Raw genomic sequence first — 429 nt, forward strand, 5'->3', positions numbered from 1 at the left:
CGGGTCCTGGCCCTGCGAGGTGTCGTACGACCTCGACAGCACGCTGCCCAAGTGCGACGCGGTGATGATGCTGCGCGTGCAGCGGGAGCGGATGAACGCCGCCTTCTTCCCGACCGAGCGCGAGTACTCCCGGCGCTACGGCCTCGACGGCGACCGCATGGCCAAGCTGCCCGAGCACGCCATCGTGATGCACCCCGGCCCGATGGTGCGCGGCATGGAGATCACCGCCGAGGTCGCCGACTCCGACCGCTGCACCGCCGTGGAGCAGGTCGCCAACTGCGTGTCCATCCGGATGGCCGTCCTGTACCTGCTGCTCGGCGGCAACGAGCCCGCCGCCGCCCCCCTTCGCGCTGAGGAGAAGTAAGAACATGAGCAAGATCCTGATCCGCGGTGCGAAGGTGCTCGGTGGCGAGCAGCGGGACGTGCTGC

The 429-nt window shown here is 69.5% G+C and carries 1 pseudogene; it reads left to right on the plus strand.

Going from position 1 to position 429, the window contains the following annotated elements:
- Window positions 1-364: pseudogene (locus tag ACQRUO_RS39740) on the plus strand (aspartate carbamoyltransferase); the annotation flags it as partial.
- Window positions 365-429 lie beyond the last annotated feature (65 nt).

The sequence above is a fragment of the Kitasatospora sp. LaBMicrA B282 genome (assembly GCF_050325825.1).
GTDB lineage: Bacteria > Actinomycetota > Actinomycetes > Streptomycetales > Streptomycetaceae > Kitasatospora.